Source organism: Paraburkholderia azotifigens (assembly GCF_007995085.1).
In the GTDB taxonomy this organism is placed as follows: Bacteria; Pseudomonadota; Gammaproteobacteria; order Burkholderiales; family Burkholderiaceae; genus Paraburkholderia; species Paraburkholderia azotifigens.
On sequence record NZ_VOQS01000001.1, the window covers coordinates 223,274 to 238,941 of the forward strand.

Genomic DNA, 15,668 nt, shown 5'->3' on the forward strand with positions numbered 1-15,668 from the left:
ACGCAGTGTCAAGCGCAGTTTCAGGCAACAGCCAGGCCCGTGCGGATCGAGATCGGATTGGTGAGGATCTTGTGCACGGGACACGCATTGGCGATTTGCAGAAGTCGTTCCTGCTGTTCGTCCGACAGATTGCCTGTGAGGACGATCTGGCGGTCGATCGCCGTGCCGTCGCCTTCTTTCTGCATCGACAGTGTCACGCGCACTTCGTTGAGCGGCCACCCTTTGCGCTGCGCGTACATCTTCAGTGTGATCGACGTGCATGCGCCGAGGCTCGACAGCAGCAGCGTATTGGGCGTCGGGCCGCGATCGCCGCCACCGAGCGACTCGGGTTCGTCGGCGAGCCATGTGTGCGCGCCGTCGTCGAACAGCACCTGAAAATTCGTCGAGCCGATGTGTGCGGTGACCTTCGTGTCTGCCATGCGCGCTCCTGTGCGGGACGTTGAATCGTGACGGTGAATGCCGCGCGGCGCAGGACGCGGCGCGCGGCTCGAATTGCTATTGTGAACGAATTTGCCGCGATTCGCGGTTGAGTGTCGGTGCGCGAAAAAACGCGGGGACTTCAGTGCGTGATCTGCCCCATGCGGCCAGCCTGATAATCGATGACGGCCTGACGGATTTCATCTTCCGTATTCATCACGAACGGGCCATAACGCACGACGGGCTCGTTCAGCGGCACGCCGCCGAACAGCAACACGTCGATCTGCTCGTCGCCCGCCGCGATCGTCACGGTGTCGCCGTCGTTGTCGAACACGATCATCTGCTGCGGTCCGATTTCCAGCCGCTCGTCGCTATAAAAGCCCGTTCCCGACAAGCCATATGCAAACACGCGATAGTCGCGCGGCACGGGATGCACGATCCGTGCGCCCGGCTGCAGTGTGAAATGCTGGTACAGAATGGGCGTGCGCGTTTCGATCGCGGCCTTCACGCCGAGCGCTTCGCCCGCGATCACTTTCACGCGTACCTTGCCGTCGTCGGAGGTCGCGACGGGAATGCCCGCCGACGGCATTTCCTGGTAACGCGGCGCGATCATCTTGTCGCGCTTCGGCAGGTTCACCCACAATTGCAGGCCGTGCACGCGGCCACCCGTCGCGACGAACGACGGATCGGGCATTTCGCTATGCACGACGCCCGCGCCCGCCGTCATCCATTGCACATCGCCCGCGCGCAGCGTGCCCGAATGGCCTGCCGAATCCTTGTGGCCGAACTCGCCCTCGAGCACGTACGTGACCGTTTCGAAGCCGCGATGCGGATGATCGGGCGCGCCTTTCGCCTCGCCGGGCGCATAGTCGACGGGGCCCATTTCGTCGAGCAGCAGAAACGGGTCGAAGTCCATCAGCATGCGGGTCGGAAACGGCCGGTGGACGACGAAACCGCCGCCCTCAACCGTGCGTACGGACGGATACGTGCGTTCGATCGTGCGGGTCGCGCTCATCAAAATCACCTCGAAAAATGGGGAATAGCGTTATTTCTGAAACATAGAGCTATTATATGGACCGTTTTTGGGCATAACAGGCCCTCTGTCGCAATGGATTGTTCTGCTAGTGAAACGATGACATGAAGATCGACTCGCACAACCTGAACGACCTGATGTACTTCTCGCAGGTCGTCGAACACGGCGGGTTTTCCGCCGCCGAACGCGTGCTCGGCATTTCGAAGTCGCGCCTGTCGCGCAGGCTGACGGAGCTGGAGGCTTCGCTGGGCGTGCGCCTGCTGCAGCGCTCGACGCGCAAGCTCGCGCTCACGGAAGCCGGCCAGCTCTTCTACCAGCACTGTCAGGCGATGCTGTCCGAGGCGCAGGCGGCCGTCAACGTCGTCCAGCAGCTGCGGGCGTCGCCGCGCGGCACCGTGCGCGTGAGCGTGCCCGTGACGATCTCGCAGACCATCATGTCGCAGATCCTGCCGGAGTTCATGCATCGGTATCCGGAAGTGCGCGTCGTGATGCGCGTGACGAATCGCGTCGTCGATCTGTTCGAGGATTCGATCGACGTCGCGCTGCGTGTGCGCTCCGAGCCGCCCGAAAACGCGAATATCGTCGTGCGGCCGCTGTGGCGCACGCAGCAGATGCTGGTCGGCGCGCCGAGCCTCCTGAGCCAGAATGCTCCGCCCCTCGAGCCCGCCGATCTGAGCCGCTTCGAAACGCTCGACACGCCTACGGGCGACGGCCGCCACGTGTATCACCTGATCGCGCCCGACGGTACGCGTCACGCGCACGAGCACGAACCGCGCCTCGTGTCGGCCGATCTGATGACGGTCACGGAGGCCGTGCTCGCGGGTGTCGGCATCGCGGCGCTGCCGGAGATGATGTACGGCGCCGCGCTGCGCAGCGGGCGCCTGTCGCCCGTGATGCCCGGCTGGACGCTGCCGTCGCCGCAGCTGTACGCCGTGTTTCTGTCGCGCCTGGGCATGGTGCCTGCCGTGCGGACCTTCGTCGACTATCTCGTCGAGATGCTCGATCCCGATACGGGCAAGCATATCCAGCAGGAATGTCCGGAGCGCGAGGCGAAGGCGTTTAGGCTGAAGGCCGCGGTCGCGTGATGCATCGCGTGGCGATGCGCATGTCGCGCACGCGTATTGCAGAAGGAGCGGAATATCGTTTTTGCCATTTAAGCGCGGCCGGCGATGGATACTTTCAATGGCTGCGGGCTTGTACGAAGAAGCTCGCAGGCTTATATTGAAATCCCTTCGCTAAGGAGCGTCCTATGCGAAAAATCACGGCCGCTTTGATAGTAGGCCTGATAGGGCTGACAGCGTTGTCCGTGTCGACCACGGCATTCGCATGCGGTGATCAGATCCAGAGCAGAAGCGACGGAAAATGATCCCGCCGCCCGAAGGCGCCGAGTGCGCATGAAAAAAGGCCTTCATCCGACGATGAAGGCCTTTTACTTTGAACCCTGAAAAAACGGGGCTTTTTCGAGTGGACGAGAGCGGCGCGCGCTCAGTGCGCCTTCGGCTGCGTGACGAAGCCGATCTTGGTCAGACCGCCTGCCTGTGCAGCTGACATCACCTCCGCGACCTTCTCGTACGCGACCTTGCGATCCGCGCTCAGATGCAGTTCGGGCTGCGGATTTTGCTGGGCGGCCGCGGCGATTTTCGCCTGCAGCGTCTCGTCGGAAATTTTCTGCTCGTCCCACAGCAGGTTGCCGTCGGCGTCGATCGACACCGTCACCTGCGCGGGCTTCGTGTCTTCCTTCTGGCTGCTCGCGTGCGGCAGGTCGATCTTCACCGCATGGCGGATCACGGGGATCGTCACCATGAACACGATCAGGAGAACCAACATGACGTCGACAAGCGGCGTCATGTTGATTTCGTTCATGAGGCCGTCGTCTTCGTCGCCGGCGAAAGGGCTCATTGCCATCGCTGTGCCTCGCTAGTTAGTTGGCGCGGGTCGCGAGCCGAAGACCGTCTCCGCGTTTCGACGACGACAGGCGCGCGCCCGTGACGAAGAACGCATGGAGGCCGTGAGCAAAGCGGTTCAGCTTGCTGACGATGCCCTTGTTGGCGCGCGTCAGCGCGTTGTAGCCGAGTACAGCGGGAATAGCGACGAACAGACCGAAGGCCGTCATGATCAGCGCTTCGCCGACGGGGCCGGCAACCTGGTCGATCGACGACTGGCCCGTCGCGCCGATCGTCAGCAGCGCGTGATAGATACCCCACACCGTGCCGAACAGGCCGACGAACGGCGCCGTGCTACCGATCGACGCGAGAATCGCGAGACCGGCCTGCATGCGCGCGACGCTTTCGTCCATCGTGTCCTTCAGGCAGCGCGTGACCCAGTCCGACACGTCCATGCGGTCGTGCAGATGCGGTTGTGTCTGATGATGGTGATCGGCGGCTTCCTGGCCCGACAGCGCGAGCGCGAGGAACGGGTTTTCAGCGGGCGACGAGGTGTCGCGGCCGAGCTTCTTCACGCCGTCGACAAAGTCGTCTGAATGCCAGAAGGCCTTTTCGGCGTTCTTCGTCAGGCGGTTCAGGCGCATCACGTTCCAGCTCTTGACGACGATCACGCTCCACGACAGAACCGACATGATCAGCAACGCCAACGCGATACCGCGTGTGACGAAATCCCCTTGTGCCCAGACGTGGGCGATACCGTAGTTCTGCATGGCAATTCCTTTTTTCTTTGAAATCTTGTCAGCTGATCAGTTGTTCAGGCTGAAGTCGAACGGCTGGACGGCAGGCACGCGCGTCGCCTCGCCGTCGACCACGTAGGGCTTGCACGAACTGGAGCGGATTGCATCGAGCGCTGCCTGGTCGAGGCGATCGTAGCCACTGCTCTTTTTCAGTTCGACGTTTTCGATCCGGCCGGACGCCGACAGAATGAACTGGACGACCGCGCGTCCCGTCTCGCCACGCCGGCGCGACATGGCGGGATACGTCGGCTCGACGATGCTGCAGTTCAGATGCGACGCGTCCTTCGGCGCGGTGATCGACATCACGGGTTTCGCGGCCGGCGCGGCGGGCGCTGCGGGCGCAACCGGAGCCGTCGGCGCGGGCGGTGCGGGAGCCGTTTCGGGCGCGCTGATCTCGTGCTGCGACGGCGCCTGGGCGACGGGCATCGGAGCCGGCGTGGGTTTGGGCGTCGGGCGCGGTTGCACCTTCGGCTTGACCTTCTGCACGGGCACGGGCTTTGGCGGCGGCGGGGCCGATTCGATCGCGACGGGTGCGGCGGCAGGCGCCGGCGGCGGCAGCAGTTCCGCCGTGATCGTGCGCTGCGTTTCGACGGGCACGGTCGGCAACTCGCGCACCGTGAACGCGATAGCTAGCGCGATGACGTGAAGTCCGATGACGATTCCCGTCGCCGTGGCGATACGCGGATTGATTCGGGCGGAAGCTTCCGGCGCGAAACCGGTGGGAAGAGAGGGCGTGGCCTGCATGGTCAGCGTGGCGGCGCGCCGTCGATGCAGCACGTCATGCGAAACGGCGTCATGTTCGGAATATCAGCAGCGAGATACAAACGGTGGTCAGAAAACCGATCAGCAATTCCATCTCGAACTCCTCGAAGAATGGCGTCGCTGGCTGGTATCGGACTGGCTTGCTGACGGCGGAAGCAAAAGGACTACGGCGCCCGATACCGGCGCGCCTTGAGAAGCGCTACGTTGAAACGCGTAGAAGTCCGGGAATCCGGCTTCAGGCTGCCTTGCGTTCGTAGAAAGTCATCGGCACAGCTTGCGTGTGATGCTCGACGCCGCAGCGGCTCGCGCAGACGCCGCTTTGCGCCATCACGTCCCGCACGGACTCTTCGCACTTGCCGCAGCACATGGCAACGCCCAGCTCGAACTGCAGCTCGTCGAACGTGTCGATGCCTTCGGCAATCGATGCACGGATTTTTCGGTCGGAAACAGACTTGCACACGCAGACAATCATGACAGCTCGCGATAGCTAACGTTAATGCGAATTATTATCATTTTGTTTGGTCGGTTTGGCAAGCCTCCCAGACAAATTTTTGTAACAAAACCAGCCTGTTAGAAGGGTTTCAACCGGGAAATAAGGGCGCGGTGACCCTGTGTCCAATGCCGTTGCCGCTCGGCGAGCCGTGATTCCAGCGGCATACGCGGATCAAGACGACTTGGCGGAATTGCCGTGTAAGCGGCCTCAGGCGGCGTGGGAATCCTGCGCGAGCGTCCGGCGCGACGGAATGTGCACGCGCTCGACGGGCGCGTCGATATCGAGCAGCGTGGCAGTCAGCTGTTTCAGATGTGCGCCGTCGCTGGTCGAGCAGAAACGCGGCTGCGGCGCGGTGTCGCGCGCCGGCGAACGCAGCCCTTGCTGGTCCAGCACGCGTTCCAGTTGCCGGGCGATGGCGATGCTCGTGTCGATCAGTGTCAGCCGGTCGCCCGCGATGTCGCGGATCGCCGCGTCGAGAAAGGGGTAGTGCGTGCAGCCGAGCACCAGCGTATCGGCGCCTGCGTCGAGCATCGGCTGGATGTAGCCGGCGAGCAGCGCGCGCAGTTCGGGCGATTCGATGTCGCAACGCTCCACGGCTTCGACGAGTCCGAGGCCGGGCTGGCAGAGAAAGCGGCAATCGCTGGCGTAGCGCTCGAGCAACCCCTGGAAGCGCGCGCTGCGCAGCGTGACGCGGGTCGCGAGGACGCCCGCCACGCGCGACTTCGACTGCTGCGCCGCGGGTTTCACGCCCGGTTCGACGCCAATCAGCTGAATTGGCAATTTTTCCCGCACCAGCGCGATCGACTGCGCGGTCGCCGTATTGCACGCGACCACGAGCGCCTTCGCGCCCTGCGCGACGAGCCATTCGCCGATCGCCAGCGTGCGGTCGGCGATGAAATCGTCGTCGCGCTCGCCGTACGGCGCGTAGAGCGAATCCGCGACGTAGACGAGCGCTTCGTCCGGCAGTTGCGAGCGAACCGCGCGCAACACCGACAACCCGCCCAGACCCGAATCGAAAATGCCGACGGGCGCGCGCGGATCGAGCGTGGAAAGCGGCGGCAGCGAAGCGGACGCGCTGGACACGGTGGAGGCGGGGGACGAAGCGATCATGGTTTCAACGGAAGCCATATAAGAAAATCCGCGCAGCGCTGCTTGAACGTTGCGCGGATCGGATCGCAGAAGTGTAGCAGGACTCGGGACGCTTCCTGCTTGCCGTGAGTCTTATTATTCCGGCGAACCCATCGCCGATTGCTGGTAGTTCTGGATGCCGACCTTGTCGATCAGGTCGATTTGCGTTTCCAGCCAGTCGATATGTTCTTCCGTGTCGTCGAGAATCGTCGTGAAGATTTCCCGCGAAATAAAATCGCGCACCGACTCGCAATAGGCGATCGCTTCTTTACACGTGCCCTGTGAAATCTGTTCGAGCTTCAGATCGCACTCGAGGATTTCTTTGGTTTCTTCGCCGATTAGCAGCTTGTGCAGGTCTTGCAGATTCGGCAGGCCGTCGAGCATGAAAATGCGCTCGATCAACATGTCAGCGTGCTTCATTTCGCCGATCGATTCGTCGTATTCATGCTTGCCGAGCTTCTCGAGACCCCAGTGCTTGTACATCCGCGCGTGCAGAAAATACTGGTTGATCGCGGTCAGTTCGTTCTTCAACTGGGCGTTCAGATATTCGATGACCTTTTTATCGCCTTGCATGATCTTTCCTTGTTAGTGCGGGTTTTCAACAACAATAAACGCCTAAAAACCAAAAGCCAAGGACGAATATGGTTGTTGAGAATCATTCGCGCAATTTAATTGTATTTCGCGTGAACGATAAAAAAGCCGGGACTATAACGTCCCGGCTTCTTCAAAACAAAACAAATCTTCAGGCAGTCGCGACAGGAATCTTGCCGATCTTTGCCTGCCATTCCTTCGGTCCCGTCTGGTGAACCGACGTGCCGTTCGAATCGACGGCGACCGTCACGGGCATGTCCTGAACGTCGAATTCATAGATCGCTTCCATGCCGAGGTCTTCGAACGCGAGCACCTTCGCGCTGCGGATCGCCTTCGACACGAGGTACGCTGCGCCGCCCACGGCCATCAGATACGCGGCCTTGTGCTTCTTGATCGCCTCGATCGCGACGGGTCCGCGCTCGGCCTTGCCGATCATCGAGATCAAGCCGGTCTGCGCGAGCATCGTTTCAGTGAACTTGTCCATGCGCGTCGCCGTGGTCGGGCCTGCCGGGCCGACGGCTTCGTCGCGCACCGGGTCGACCGGGCCGACGTAGTAGATCACGCGGTTGGTGAAGTCGACGGGCAGCTTTTCACCCTTCGCGAGCATGTCGGCGATGCGCTTGTGCGCGGCGTCGCGGCCCGTCAGCATCTTGCCCGACAGCAGCAGCGTCTGGCCCGGCGTCCACGAGGCGACTTCTTCCGGCGTCAGCGTGTTCAGGTCGACGCGCTTGCTGGTTTCCGTGTTCGGCTGCCACGTGACTTTCGGCCATGCGTCGAGCGGCGGCGGCGTGAGCTTCGCGACGCCGGAGCCGTCGAGCGTGAAGTGCGCGTGGCGCGTCGCCGCGCAGTTCGGGATGATCGCGATCGGCTTGGACGCGGCGTGCGTCGGCGCGGCCATGATCTTCACGTCGAGCACGGTGGCGAGACCGCCCAGGCCTTGCGCGCCGATACCGAGCGCGTTGACCTTCTCGTGCAGTTCGACGCGCAGTTCTTCGATCCAGTCCTTCGGGCCGCGCGCGATGACGTCCTGAATGTCGATCGGGTCCATCAGCGATTCCTTCGCCATGACCATCGCCTTCTCAGCCGTGCCGCCGATGCCGATGCCGAGCATGCCGGGCGGGCACCAGCCTGCGCCCATCGTCGGCACGGTCTTCAGGATCCAGTCGACGATCGAATCCGACGGGTTCAGCATCGCGAACTTCGACTTGTTCTCCGAGCCGCCGCCCTTGGCCGCGACCTGAACGTCAACGGTGTTGCCCGGCACGATCTCGTAGTGGATCACGGCAGGCGTGTTGTCCTTCGTGTTCTTGCGGCCGCCTTCGGGCGGCGACACGATCGATGCGCGCAGCACGTTGTCCGGGTTCAGGTAACCGCGGCGCACGCCTTCGTTGATCATGTCGGTGACGCCCATCGTCGCGCCGTCCCAGCGCACGTCCATGCCGACCTTCACGAACACCGTGACGATGCCCGTGTCCTGGCAGATCGGGCGCTTGCCTTCCGCGCACATGCGGCTGTTCGTCAGGATCTGCGCAATGGCGTCCTTCGCGGCCGGGCTCTCTTCGAGCTCGTACGCGCGGCCGAGCGCCTCGATGTAGTCGAGCGGGTGGTAATAGCTGATGTACTGCAGCGAGTCCGCAATACTCTGAATCAGGTCTTCCTGTTTGATGACGGTCATGGCTAGCTCAGTGGGGCATTGTGGCGTTTGTTATGGCGACTGCTCGACGAGAGTCGCTCATGCGCCTTCAGGGGAGTTGGAAATCGTTGTATCGACACGCGGCGCCGCGGCGCGGCGCACCTCGGGCTCGTGAAAATGCTGCGGATGCGTGTGCGTGGTGAGCCGGTCGACGAACGCCATCACCAGCGCGGACACGAGGAACGCGATGTGGATGATCACCTGCCACATCACGGCGTGCATCGTGTGCTGATCGGGGTTGATGAAGGTCTTCAGCAGATGGATCGACGAAATGCTGATCAGCGCCATCGACAGCTTTACTTTCAGCACGCCCGCGTTCACATGGTCGAGCCATTCGGGCTCGTCGGGATGGCCTTCCACGCCGAGCCGCGAGACAAACGTTTCATACCCGCCGACGATCACCATGATCAGCAGGTTCGAGATCATCACTACGTCGATCAGGCCGAGAACGACGAGCATGATGTTGACTTCGTCGAGCGACATCGAATGGGTGACGAGGTGCCACACTTCCTTGAGGAACAGCACGACGTACACGCCTTGCGCGACGATCAGACCGAGATACAGCGGCACCTGCAGCCAGCGGCTCATGAAGATCACGGAAGGCAGAAGCCGCATGCGGCGTGGCTGGCCAGGCGAAGAGGGGCGCGGAGCGGACATGGGTGTTCGGCGTAGTGTTGGCGCTTCGTGATAACGGATGACAGCGGGCGAATGACAGCGGGCACGGACGCGCTCGCATCGACAACGGCGGGTCACGCGCAAAGCGAACGGCCGTCGATCAGGCGGCGCGGACGAAACCGGCCGGCGGAGCGCGCTGGGCGCGTTATTGTACAGCGTGATCCGTGACAGCCGTGCCGAGCCGCGCAGGGGCGTTCGCCAACGCACAATTCACGCTACGACGCCACGGGCGGCACGCGCCGCGCCTTCAGGCTGGCGAGCGCGATGCCCGCGACCACGCAGGCAAGCGCGACGCCATGCGCGAGCGTCGGCCGCTCGCCGAGAAACACGATCCCGTAGAGAGCGGCCGCAACGGGCAGCACCGCGCTGAACACGCCCGCCAGACTGCCCGGCACGTGGCGAATGCCCTTCATCCACAGCCAGAACGAGAAGATGCTCGCCGACAGTCCATACCAGAGCACCAGCGCCCAGACGCTGACGGGGACGCTCGCGTAGTGGAACGCGAACAGAGACGATACGCCGAGCGGCAGCATCAGCAGCAAGCCAAACAGATGCGTGTACGCGCAGATGTCGATGGGCGCGAGTGTCTGCGTGAGCCGGCGCGACAGGATGACATAGAGCGACTCGCAGCAGACGGCGCCGAGCACCATCAGGTTGCCGGCGAACGAGCTTTCGCTGGGTGCGCCAGTGCTCTGATCGGTGTGCGCCAGATTGATCACGACGACGCCGGCGATCGCGAGCGCAATCGAAGCGAGTGCGCGTCCATCGGGTCTTTCCTTGAGGAAGAGCCACGAGAATAGCGCGACGACAGCGGGTATCGTGCTCGTGATGACGCCCGCCGCGACGGCGCTCGTGCGATGCACGCCGTTGAGCATCAGCAGCGTAAACCCGAATGTGCCGAACAGTGCCTGCAGGAACAGATTGAGCCATTCGCCCTTTTTGACGCGGCGCAGCTTGACAATGCGCAGCAGCGGCCACAGCACGGCCATCGCGATCACGAAGCGCAAGAGGGCGAAGAGCGGAACGGGAACGAACGCGACAATCGACTTGCCGATCCCGACGTTGCTGCCGACGAGCAGCATCGCGGCGATGAGGAACAGGGAATAGCGGTTCAACTGGAATCCATGCGGCGAGTTCAGTTAGCATTGTAAGAGGGCGCTAACAACGGTGCAAAGCGGGCCAGACGTCAGCAAAGCGGGCGCAAGCCTTGCGACATGCTTGCATCGCACTGCACCGCGAGTCGTGGAAACCTGGTGTTTTCGCCTATAAAGCTCTCGGCCCGCACGTAAGTACGCGGTAAGTTGCAACGCTTATCGTGGGAAGTGATCGAAGCTGATGCGTGCTCATGCCATTGAGCACGAGGGTGGGAGACACGCCGCAGGCACATAGACGCGGCGCCACTACACGACATGGAGCGACGCGCCGCGCTTGTCAAAGCCTGCATCGCGAGCGCTCCGGCAAGGATTGACGTTTCATCTTCACCAAGGGGTAGTCGATGTCTGCGATTGAATCGGTTCTTCAGGAACGCCGCGTGTTTCAACCTTCGGCCGAAGTGACGGCGCAGGCAACTGTGTCCGGCATGGACGCGTACCAAGCGCTCGTCGCCGAGGCGGAGCGCGATTACGAAGGCTTCTGGGGCAGGCTGGCGCGCGAGACGCTCAGCTGGAAGAAGCCCTTCACGAAGGTGCTCGACGAATCGAATGCGCCTTTCTACAAGTGGTACGACGACGGCGAACTGAACGCGTCGTACAACAGCATCGACCGGCATGTCGAAGCGGGCAATGGCGAACGCGTCGCGATCATCTTCGAAGCCGACGACGGCACCGTCACCAACGTCACGTACAACGACATGCTGCAGCGCGTGTCGCGCTTCGCGAATGCGCTGAAAAAACGTGGCATCAAGAAGGGCGATCGCGTCGTCATCTATATGCCGATGTCGGTCGAAGGCGTCGTCGCAATGCAGGCATGCGCGCGTATCGGCGCAACGCACTCGGTCGTGTTCGGCGGCTTTTCGTCGAAGTCGCTGAACGAACGTCTCGTCGACGTGGGCGCCGTCGCGCTGATCACGTCGGACGAACAGATGCGCGGCGGCAAGGCGCTGCCGCTGAAGAACATCGCCGACGAAGCGCTCGCGATGGGCGGCTGCGAGGCCGTGAAGAGCGTGATCGTGTACAAGCGCACGGGCGGCAAGATCGGCTGGGACGATCAACGCGATCTGTGGATGCACGAAATCACCGCGAGCGAATCGGATCAATGCCCGCCTGAATGGGTCGGCGCCGAGCATCCGCTCTTCATCCTCTACACGTCGGGCTCGACGGGCAAGCCGAAGGGCGTGCAGCACAGCACGGGCGGCTATCTGCTGTGGGCCGCGCAGACGATGAAGTGGACCTTCGACTGGAAGCCGACGGATGTTTTCTGGTGCACGGCCGACATCGGCTGGGTCACGGGTCACAGCTACATCACGTATGGCCCGCTCGCGCTCGGCGGCACGCAGGTCGTGTTCGAAGGCGTGCCCACGTATCCGAACGCGGGCCGCTTCTGGGACATGATCCAGAAGCACAAGGTCAGCGTGTTCTATACGGCGCCGACGGCGATCCGTTCGCTGATCAAGGCAGCCGAAGCCGACGCGAAGGTGCATCCGAAAAGCTACGATCTGTCGTCGCTGCGCATCATCGGCACGGTCGGCGAGCCGATCAATCCCGAAGCCTGGGTGTGGTACTACGAAAACGTGGGCGGTTCGCGTTGCCCGATCGTCGATACGTGGTGGCAGACGGAAACGGGCGGCCACATGATCACGCCGCTGCCGGGCGCGACGCCGCTCGTGCCGGGTTCGTGCACGCTGGCGCTGCCGGGCATCATGGCCGCCATCGTCGATGAAACGGGGCAGGACGTGCCGAACGGGCAGGGCGGTATTCTCGTCGTCAAGCGTCCGTGGCCGTCGATGATCCGCACGATCTGGGGCGATCCCGAGCGCTTCAGGAAGAGCTACTTCCCCGAAGAGCTGGGCGGCAAGCTCTATCTCGCGGGCGACGGCTCGGTGCGCGACAAGGAGACCGGCTACTTCACGATCATGGGCCGTATCGACGACGTGCTGAACGTGTCGGGCCACCGTCTGGGCACGATGGAGATCGAGTCGGCGCTGGTTGCGAATCCGCTCGTCGCGGAAGCGGCCGTGGTCGGCCGTCCCGACGACACGACGGGTGAAGCCGTGTGCGCGTTCGTCGTGCTCAAGCGCGCGCGTCCCGAAGGCGAAGAGGCCGCGAAGATCGCGGCGGATCTGCGCAACTGGGTCGGCAAGGAAATCGGCCCGATTGCGAAGCCGAAGGACATCCGTTTCGGCGACAATCTGCCGAAGACGCGTTCGGGCAAGATCATGCGGCGTCTGTTGCGCTCGCTTGCGAAGGGCGAAGAGATCACGCAGGATGTGTCGACGCTCGAGAATCCCGCGATTCTCGATCAGCTGGGCGAGTCGCGTTGAGTTCGAGCTGCGCGTGAGGCGTTGAAGAAGACGGCGCATCCACCTGGGATGCGCCGTTTTACATTTCGAGTCTGAGGGCTGCAATGCGGCCGCAATCCGGCCGCAAGCGAATCGTTGCGCGGACAACCCCGATTGCCGATGCAACGCGTTTTTGATAAACAGGCGCATGGCCGCGCCACACCACACCTCACGACACACGATCAATCCCCTACCCGAACCTCCGCCCGTGACGGAGGCAATGGCGCGCGCGCACGCGCGCTACTGGCGCTTCAACATCGCGTTGATCGCTACGTTGATGGTGATCGGCTTCGTCGTGTCGTTCGTCGTGCCGCTGATCGCGCGTAGCCTCGTGCAGGCGCGCTTCGCGGGCTTCAGTCTGCCGTTCTACATGGGCGCGCAGGGCGCGATACTTGTGTACCTCGTGCTGATCGCCGTGTACATCGTGCTGATGCAGCGTGCCGATGCGCAGCTCCAGCGCGTGCTCGAAGCGAGCGCGCAAAACGACTTCTCCGAGCGCGCCGCCGACCGATGAAACTCGCGCATCGGCTGATCCGTTCGTATTCGCTTTACACGCTGGGCTTCTTCGCGTTCATCTATCTGCTATGGCGCATCGAGGCGGCGAGCGGGCCGGGTACGTGGATCGGCTACGTATTCCTGTTCGTTCCCATCGCCGTGTATGCCGTGATCGGCCTGCTGTCGCGCACGTCGGATCTCGTCGAATACTACGTGGCGGGGCGGCGCGTGCCGTCGGCATTCAACGGCATGGCGACGGCGGCAGACTGGCTGTCGGCGGCGTCGTTCATCGGGCTGGCAGGCAGCCTGTATGCGACGGGCTACGACGGCCTCGCCTACATGATGGGCTGGACGGGCGGCTACTGCCTCGTCGCGTTCCTGCTCGCGCCGTATGTGCGCAAGCTGGCGCGCTACACGATTCCCGATTTTCTCGGCACGCGCTTTTCGAGCAACGCGGTGCGCGGCCTTGCCGCGTTGTCGGCGATCCTGTGCTCGTTCGTCTATCTGGTCGCGCAGATTCAGGGCGTCGGCCTGATTGCAACGCGCTTCATCGGCGTCGACTTCGCGATCGGCATCTTCTGCGGGCTTGCGGGCATTCTGGTGTGCTCGTTTCTCGGCGGCATGCGCGCGGTGACGTGGACGCAGGTCGCGCAGTACATCATCCTGATTGTCGCGTTTCTGATTCCCGTGTCGATGATCGCGCACAAGGACGGTCTCGGCTGGGTGCCGCAACTGAGCTATGGCCGGTTGATGGAGCGCATCGAGCCGCTCGAGCGCAGCGTGCGCGATGCGCCGTCGGAGCAGGCGGTACGCGACGACTACCGGATGCGCGCCGCGTTGATGCAGACGCAGATCGACAGCCTGCCGCAGTCGTTCATCGACGAGAAGAGCCGCCTGACCGCACAGATCGACGATCTGCGGCGGCACAACGGACCGTTGCGCGAGATCGCCGATCTCGAACGACGCATCGCACGCTTTCCGCGCGATCCCGCGATGGCGCAGATCGTGTGGGCGCAGCAGCGCGACGAGATGATGCAGCGCGCGGCATCGCCCGTGCCGATGCACGAGCCGTTTCCCGCCGCAAACGAGGACGAGCGGCGGCTGCATCAGCGCAATTTTCTTTCATTGCTGCTCTGTCTGTCGCTGGGAACGGCGAGCCTGCCGCACATTCTCACGCGCTACAACACGACGACGTCGGTGGCGTCGGCGCGGCGTTCGGTCGGCTGGACGCTGTTCTTCGTCGCGCTGTTCTATCTGACCGTGCCCGTGCTCGCGGTGCTGATCAAGTACGAGATCCTGTCGAATCTCGTCGGACACCGTTTTTCAGAGTTGCCGCAATGGGTGATGCAATGGCGGCGCGTCGAGCCGTACCTGATCAGCATCGCCGATGTAAACGGCGACGGCATCGTGCGCTGGAGCGAGATCCAGATGCAGCCCGACATGGTGGTGCTCGCCGCGCCGGAAATCGCGGGGCTGCCCTATGTGATGTCGGGGTTGATCGCGGCGGGCGCGCTGGCGGCGGCGCTATCGACAGCCGATGGATTGCTGCTGACGATCGCCAACGCGCTTTCGCACGATGTCTACTACCACATGGTCGATCCCGAAGCGTCGAGCCAGAAGCGCGTGACCGTCTCGAAGATTCTGCTGCTCGGCGTCGCGCTGTTTGCGTCGTATGTGGCGTCGCTGAATGCGGGGAACATCCTGTTTTTGGTGGGCGCGGCGTTTTCGCTGGCGGCGTCGAGTCTGTTTCCCGTGCTCGTGCTCGGCGTGTTCTGGAAGCGCACGACGCGGCTCGGTGCAGTGGCGGGGATGGTGGCGGGGCTTGTCGTGTGTATCTGGTACATCGTGTCGACGTATCCGTTCTTCACGCAACTGACGGGCTTCGTCGGGCCGAGATGGTTCGGCATCGAGCCGATCAGCTCAGGTGTATTCGGCGTGCCGGCGGGATTTCTGGTGGCGGTGCTCGTGAGTCTCGTGGACCGGAAACCGGATGCTTATACGCGGGCGCTGGTGGACTATATACGGCATCCGTGAGGGGCGGCTCTTTGGGGGGACTGGTGTTGCCGGTGTTTGCACTACGGCGCTTACAAAATTTGTCAGAGAGGAAGTAAGTGGAGCGGCCCCCTGAAGATCCGGACACAGTCTCCCACTTACAATAATGGGTAGGCTTAAGACTGTGTATATGAGCGAGTTTTCAAATTTGAA

The 15,668-nt window shown here is 62.8% G+C and carries 15 protein-coding genes; 4 read left to right on the forward strand and 11 right to left on the reverse strand.

All coding sequences use genetic code 11. From position 1 onward, the window contains the following. Positions 1 to 20: 20 nt before the first annotated feature. Together FRZ40_RS01055 and FRZ40_RS01060 are read right to left on the reverse strand one after the other, a co-directional pair. The gene (locus FRZ40_RS01055; protein WP_028369732.1) at positions 21 to 419 is read right to left on the reverse strand and encodes an OsmC family protein; all 399 of its coding nucleotides are present in this window, start codon (positions 417 to 419) and stop codon (positions 21 to 23) included. A 140-nt stretch (positions 420 to 559) separates the two neighbouring features. After that, on the reverse strand, positions 560 to 1,432 hold the full coding sequence (locus FRZ40_RS01060) for a pirin family protein (protein ID WP_147233020.1): 873 nt from the start codon (positions 1,430 to 1,432) through the stop codon (positions 560 to 562). Positions 1,433 to 1,554: 122 nt separating this feature from the next. Here FRZ40_RS01060 and FRZ40_RS01065 point away from each other — a divergent pair, with 122 nt between their 5' ends. Then, entirely contained in the window at positions 1,555 to 2,535 is a 981-nt protein-coding gene (locus FRZ40_RS01065) for a LysR family transcriptional regulator (RefSeq protein WP_147233021.1), read from the forward strand. Positions 2,536 to 2,935: 400 nt separating this feature from the next. Here the strand turns inward: FRZ40_RS01065 and FRZ40_RS01070 are convergent, their stop codons facing one another. The 9 genes from FRZ40_RS01070 to FRZ40_RS01110 form a co-directional block, all read right to left on the reverse strand. After that, a complete protein-coding gene (locus FRZ40_RS01070) occupies positions 2,936 to 3,355 on the reverse strand; it encodes an ExbD/TolR family protein (RefSeq protein WP_028369735.1) in 420 nt (139 codons plus the stop codon). A 16-nt stretch (positions 3,356 to 3,371) separates the two neighbouring features. Beyond that, on the reverse strand, positions 3,372 to 4,103 hold the full coding sequence (locus FRZ40_RS01075; RefSeq protein ID WP_028369736.1) for a MotA/TolQ/ExbB proton channel family protein: 732 nt from the start codon (positions 4,101 to 4,103) through the stop codon (positions 3,372 to 3,374). 36 nt (positions 4,104 to 4,139) lie between these two features. Further along, positions 4,140 to 4,874 carry an energy transducer TonB gene (locus FRZ40_RS01080; protein WP_147234743.1) on the reverse strand — a complete coding sequence of 245 codons (735 nt, stop codon included), beginning with the start codon at positions 4,872 to 4,874 and terminating at the stop codon, positions 4,140 to 4,142. A 253-nt stretch (positions 4,875 to 5,127) separates the two neighbouring features. Further along, positions 5,128 to 5,364, reverse strand: a complete 237-nt coding sequence (locus tag FRZ40_RS01085) for a (2Fe-2S)-binding protein (protein ID WP_028369739.1) — start codon at positions 5,362 to 5,364, stop codon at positions 5,128 to 5,130. 228 nt (positions 5,365 to 5,592) lie between these two features. Further along, entirely contained in the window at positions 5,593 to 6,513 is a 921-nt protein-coding gene (murI, locus tag FRZ40_RS01090; RefSeq protein ID WP_035543253.1) for a glutamate racemase, read from the reverse strand. A gap of 96 nt (positions 6,514 to 6,609) precedes the next feature. After that, positions 6,610 to 7,086 (reverse strand): bacterioferritin, encoded by a 477-nt coding sequence (bfr, locus tag FRZ40_RS01095; RefSeq protein ID WP_028369741.1) that lies wholly within the window; start codon positions 7,084 to 7,086, stop codon positions 6,610 to 6,612. Positions 7,087 to 7,255: 169 nt separating this feature from the next. Beyond that, the gene (locus FRZ40_RS01100; RefSeq protein WP_147233022.1) at positions 7,256 to 8,779 is read right to left on the reverse strand and encodes a fumarate hydratase; all 1,524 of its coding nucleotides are present in this window, start codon (positions 8,777 to 8,779) and stop codon (positions 7,256 to 7,258) included. Between the two features lie 57 nt (positions 8,780 to 8,836). Further along, positions 8,837 to 9,454, reverse strand: a complete 618-nt coding sequence (locus FRZ40_RS01105; RefSeq protein WP_035543255.1) for a TIGR00645 family protein — start codon at positions 9,452 to 9,454, stop codon at positions 8,837 to 8,839. Between the two features lie 233 nt (positions 9,455 to 9,687). Then, positions 9,688 to 10,587, reverse strand: coding sequence for a DMT family transporter (locus FRZ40_RS01110; RefSeq protein WP_147233023.1), 900 nt, complete (start codon positions 10,585 to 10,587; stop codon positions 9,688 to 9,690). 380 nt (positions 10,588 to 10,967) lie between these two features. Between FRZ40_RS01110 and acs the strand changes: the two genes are divergently transcribed. The 3 genes from acs to FRZ40_RS01125 all read left to right on the forward strand — a co-directional run bounded on the left by acs (position 10,968) and on the right by FRZ40_RS01125 (position 15,497). Then, positions 10,968 to 12,950 carry an acetate--CoA ligase gene (acs, locus tag FRZ40_RS01115; RefSeq protein ID WP_028369744.1) on the forward strand — a complete coding sequence of 661 codons (1,983 nt, stop codon included), beginning with the start codon at positions 10,968 to 10,970 and terminating at the stop codon, positions 12,948 to 12,950. A 166-nt stretch (positions 12,951 to 13,116) separates the two neighbouring features. After that, positions 13,117 to 13,482: a DUF4212 domain-containing protein gene (locus FRZ40_RS01120; RefSeq protein ID WP_028369745.1), complete on the forward strand. Its 366-nt coding sequence runs from the start codon at positions 13,117 to 13,119 to the stop codon at positions 13,480 to 13,482. Beyond that, positions 13,479 to 15,497 (forward strand): sodium:solute symporter family protein, encoded by a 2,019-nt coding sequence (locus FRZ40_RS01125; protein WP_028369746.1) that lies wholly within the window; start codon positions 13,479 to 13,481, stop codon positions 15,495 to 15,497. The genes FRZ40_RS01120 and FRZ40_RS01125 overlap by 4 nt, the downstream gene beginning before the upstream one ends. Positions 15,498 to 15,668: the final 171 nt, after the last annotated feature.

Excerpts from the sequence above, each read along its gene's own strand:
- FRZ40_RS01105 (WP_035543255.1), bottom strand. The coding sequence starts at position 9,454 with ATGTCCGCTCCGCGCCCCTCTTCGCCTGGCCAGCCACGCCGCATGCGG.
- FRZ40_RS01070 (WP_028369735.1), bottom strand. The coding sequence starts at position 3,355 with ATGGCAATGAGCCCTTTCGCCGGCGACGAAGACGACGGCCTCATGAAC.
- FRZ40_RS01060 (WP_147233020.1), bottom strand. The coding sequence starts at position 1,432 with ATGAGCGCGACCCGCACGATCGAACGCACGTATCCGTCCGTACGCACG.
- FRZ40_RS01075 (WP_028369736.1), bottom strand. The coding sequence starts at position 4,103 with ATGCAGAACTACGGTATCGCCCACGTCTGGGCACAAGGGGATTTCGTC.
- bfr (WP_028369741.1), bottom strand. The coding sequence starts at position 7,086 with ATGCAAGGCGATAAAAAGGTCATCGAATATCTGAACGCCCAGTTGAAG.
- FRZ40_RS01125 (WP_028369746.1), top strand. The coding sequence starts at position 13,479 with ATGAAACTCGCGCATCGGCTGATCCGTTCGTATTCGCTTTACACGCTG.
- FRZ40_RS01120 (WP_028369745.1), top strand. The coding sequence starts at position 13,117 with ATGGCCGCGCCACACCACACCTCACGACACACGATCAATCCCCTACCC.
- FRZ40_RS01100 (WP_147233022.1), bottom strand. The coding sequence starts at position 8,779 with ATGACCGTCATCAAACAGGAAGACCTGATTCAGAGTATTGCGGACTCG.
- FRZ40_RS01055 (WP_028369732.1), bottom strand. The coding sequence starts at position 419 with ATGGCAGACACGAAGGTCACCGCACACATCGGCTCGACGAATTTTCAG.
- murI (WP_035543253.1), bottom strand. The coding sequence starts at position 6,513 with ATGGCTTCCGTTGAAACCATGATCGCTTCGTCCCCCGCCTCCACCGTG.
- FRZ40_RS01080 (WP_147234743.1), bottom strand. The coding sequence starts at position 4,874 with ATGCAGGCCACGCCCTCTCTTCCCACCGGTTTCGCGCCGGAAGCTTCC.
- FRZ40_RS01085 (WP_028369739.1), bottom strand. The coding sequence starts at position 5,364 with ATGATTGTCTGCGTGTGCAAGTCTGTTTCCGACCGAAAAATCCGTGCA.
- FRZ40_RS01065 (WP_147233021.1), top strand. The coding sequence starts at position 1,555 with ATGAAGATCGACTCGCACAACCTGAACGACCTGATGTACTTCTCGCAG.
- acs (WP_028369744.1), top strand. The coding sequence starts at position 10,968 with ATGTCTGCGATTGAATCGGTTCTTCAGGAACGCCGCGTGTTTCAACCT.